Below are 3,595 nucleotides of genomic sequence, written 5' to 3' on the forward strand. Positions count from 1 at the left end.
CCGCCCGCGCGCCAGACGAAGTCGGCGGAATGGGCGCTGACGACCAGCGCGGTCTTGTTCTCGGACATGGGGATCTCCGTGGGGAATGTTCAGCCGGCGGGGCCGGACCAGATCGAAGGGGAAACCGGCACCGTGCCGCGCATGAGCAACCGCGCGGTGCGCAGGAGGGCGGCGCGGACGACTCGGCCGTTATCGAGGCCGAGCTCCACGCTGAATTCGCCCGTGGGGTGTTCGATCGACAGCGTGCGCGCATCGCCCTGCCCAGCCTCGGCGAAAGCCGCAGCGACGGTGCCTGGCATGACCGCGGCGGTGCCGACGGTCACCGCGCCAAGGACGCCAATCGAGGTGTGGCAGTCGTGCGGGATGAAGGTGCGCGTGCCCAGCGCGCCGCCATGCCGCGGCTTCGATACCAGGGTGATCTTCGGCACCGGCTTGGCGGCGACATCGCCGAGGTTCATCAGCGGGCCGGCCTTCAGGCGCAGCGCTTCGATGCGTGCCTTCAGCGCGGTGTTTGCATCGAGATCCGCGGGACTTTCGTCACCGTCGATGCCGAGGTCGGACGCGGCGATCAGCATCACCGGCATGCCGTTATCGATCAGCGTGACCTCCACGCCATCGATCGTGTCGCGCAGGTTGCCAGTCGGCAGCAACGAACCCGCGAGCGAACCTTCGGTATCGAGGAAGCCACAGGTGACCGGCGCGGCGGGACGCGGAACGCCATCGATGTGGGCGTCGCCGTCGTACAACGGACGGCCGCCGGGTGTCTGGATGGTGATCTCCGCAATGACACCCGTGTTGACGGTGCGCACGCGGCGGGTCGTCGTGCCGTTGTCGGCAACGATCAGCCCGGCTTCGATCGCCGCGGGCAGCGCGGCGGCGAGCATGTTGCCGCAGTTGGGCGTGGTGTCGACCTTCGCCTCGCCGATGCCGACCTGGCCGAACAGGAAATCGAGGTCGGCTGCGCCGTCGGTGGGCACCGAGAGGATCCCGGTCTTGCTGGTCAGCGATTTCGCGCCACCCAGTCCATCGATCTGGCGCTCGTCCGGCGAGCCCATCGCGGCGAGGATGACGGCGTCGCGCGTAGCCGTGTCGGCGGGGAGATCGGCGGCACGGAAGAATGGCCCCTTCGAGGTGCCTCCGCGCATGTACCAGCAGGGGATTTCGTGCGACATCGGGTTTGCGTCACGTCGGGCCGGGAACAGCCTCGATGGTCCTCACCCCGGCCGCCCCGAACAACGCGAAACGCCGCCTTTCTGATATGCACGAATTGCATGTCTTTGCTTACCACATGCAAATGTTGCATTGCACAAGCTAAAGCCTGGCGTCGAGCCGACCTTCCGCGATCAGTTCGTCGACGATCTCGAGCGCTTTCTCGGTGATGGCACTGGTAGGCCGCTGGGTCGGGGTAGCCACCACCAGGCGCGTGGTGATCTGCGGCATGACGATGGGTACCGCGTGCAGGTGGTGCTCCCCGCGCCGGCTCAGCAAGGCATTGCGCGAAAGCACGCCGTAACCTACCCCCCGTTCAACCAGGTCGAGCAGCGAACGAACGGAATCGATTTCCAGGCGGATATCCAGCGCGACACCGTAGCGCGCCGCATCCGCCTCGATCAGCTGGCGCACGGAGTGCAGGGGCGACGGGATGATCAGCGGATACTGGCCCAGCGTGGCCAGCGGTACCGTTTCCGGCAGCGTGCGGCCATCGCGTGTCGTGGCGATGAGGTTGAGCTCTTCGGAATGCACATGGCGGAAACGCATGTTCGCGTTCACCGCCGGGTTGTACAGCAGCGCGCAATCCAGGCGGCCCAGCTGCAACCATTCGAGCAGGCTGGCGCTCAGTGCTTCGACCACGCTGATCTGTGCCTGCGGGTAGCGTTCGCGAAAACGCATGACGAGTTCGACCGTCAGCGCCGAGCCCACGCTTGGCGGCAGCCCGATGGCCAGCTTGCCTGCGTATACGCCGCGGCTCTGGCCCAGCGAAAGCCGTGCCACTTCCACCTGGCGGAGGATGCCGCGGCCGTGCTCCACGAGCTCGCGGCCGGCATCGGTAGGCACCACGCCACGCCCGTTGCGTTCGAGCAGGTGGGTACCCAGCTCGATCTCCAGCTGGCGCACCTGCCGGCTGAGCAGCGATTGCGAGACGTCGAGCGTCGCCGCGGCGCGCGTGAGGCTGCCGAACTCGACGATGCGGATGAAACTCTGCAGGTGTTTCAGGTCCAAGGTCACGGGACGGGTAGCCTTTGGTGGCCCTAGCTTACTGGCTCCCGGGCCCACCCATGTTCACCATGACGCGCAGGCCGACGACGATGGCATTGGCCGGCACCTTGCGCACGCCGACGGTGTTGCCGAGGACATCGGGGTGGACGATGTACTGCAGGTTCGGCACAAGGCTCACCACCGGGAAGAGCTTGTAGCTGTAGTTGAGCTCGGTCATCAGCTCGTCGCGCTTGAAGTGGCCTTCGCCCTTGTTCTTCGCGACCAGGTCGTCCTCGAAGCCCACGGCCTTGCGGCTGAAGCGAAACCACGTGGCCTGGAAACCGAGTGAATCGGTGGGTCGTGCCCGGCTCAGGCCGGTCCACAACAGCCCGGCGGTGGATTGCAGCGTGTAGTTCTCCGCGTTGTCGAGCGGCCCGGTGGCCGAGGCGAAGACGGCGAGGTTACGCGTATCGCTGTTCGCGTCGGGTTTCCACACCACCTTGTCGGCGAGCACGTAGAGACCGTAACGACCGCCATCGTAATTGCGCGCGGTGCCGCCGACGAGCCCGCGATGCTGGCCCTTGCTGTTGAGTTCGGGATCGGTGAACGGCGCCGAGTTGTACCAGCCACCGATCTTCAGGTGCTTCGGATACGGATCCGTCGCGAAGCTGGTTTCGTAGCCGACTTCCACGGGAATCATGACGCCAGTCGCGTTATTGAGGCCCCAGTTGAGCCCGTTGTTGTTGCGGCGTTCCGGGTTGATCTCGAAGGCACCGATCGACACGTAACGGGCATCGGGCTGGTATTTCACCCGCGCGCCCCAGTTCACGTACGGAAAGCCACTGAAGCCGCCCGAGGTGTTGGTGAGCTGGTACGGGCAATCCGGCGCGCTGACGAAGCGGCAGCCGTACGTGGAACGCGCGAACTGCCACGTAGCGTTCATGCGGCCGGCCAGGACGTTGATGTGGCTGTCCTTGAACTCCTGCTCCCAGGTCAGCTGGGCCAGTTCCCACTGGCGCTTCGGGTACCAGTAGCCCTGGATCTTCTGGAGCACGCCGATATCGTCGGCGGCGACGCTGTGGCCGTAGTAGCGCGAGAAGGTGATGTGCATCTTGCCGCCTTCGATCCCGGCAAGCTTGCCCATGTCGAGGTCGGCGCCACCGACCGCACCGCCGCCGTTCGTGGCACCGAGGCGTTCACCGCCACGCACGCTCGCCGCCCAGTCGTTCGCCCAGACGAAACGCAGCGAGATGCCCTCATCACGAAGCTTGTCGACCGGGCCGCCCACGTCCTTCGGCTTCGCCGGCGTGGTCTGGCGCGGTTGTTCTGCGTCGGGCGTGGTCTGGGCCACGGCGTGGCCAGCGGCCAGTGCGGCAATGAAGGCGAACGTGAAACGGCG

General features: G+C 66.1%; 3 protein-coding genes. All 3 read right to left on the bottom strand.

Going from position 1 to position 3,595, the window contains the following annotated elements; all coding sequences use genetic code 11:
* Positions 1-89: 89 nt before the first annotated feature.
* On the bottom strand, positions 90-1,172 hold the full coding sequence (locus ACTHLF_RS21010) for a 4-oxalomesaconate tautomerase (protein WP_440330144.1): 1,083 nt from the start codon (positions 1,170-1,172) through the stop codon (positions 90-92).
* 139 nt (positions 1,173-1,311) lie between these two features.
* On the bottom strand, positions 1,312-2,226 hold the full coding sequence (locus ACTHLF_RS21015; RefSeq protein ID WP_440330146.1) for a LysR substrate-binding domain-containing protein: 915 nt from the start codon (positions 2,224-2,226) through the stop codon (positions 1,312-1,314).
* A 28-nt stretch (positions 2,227-2,254) separates the two neighbouring features.
* A partial coding sequence (locus tag ACTHLF_RS21020) for a carbohydrate porin (RefSeq protein ID WP_440330148.1) occupies positions 2,255-3,595 on the bottom strand: 1,341 nt, incomplete at its 5' end.

Source organism: Luteibacter sp. (genome assembly GCF_051958795.1).
Lineage (GTDB): Bacteria > Pseudomonadota > Gammaproteobacteria > Xanthomonadales > Rhodanobacteraceae > Luteibacter.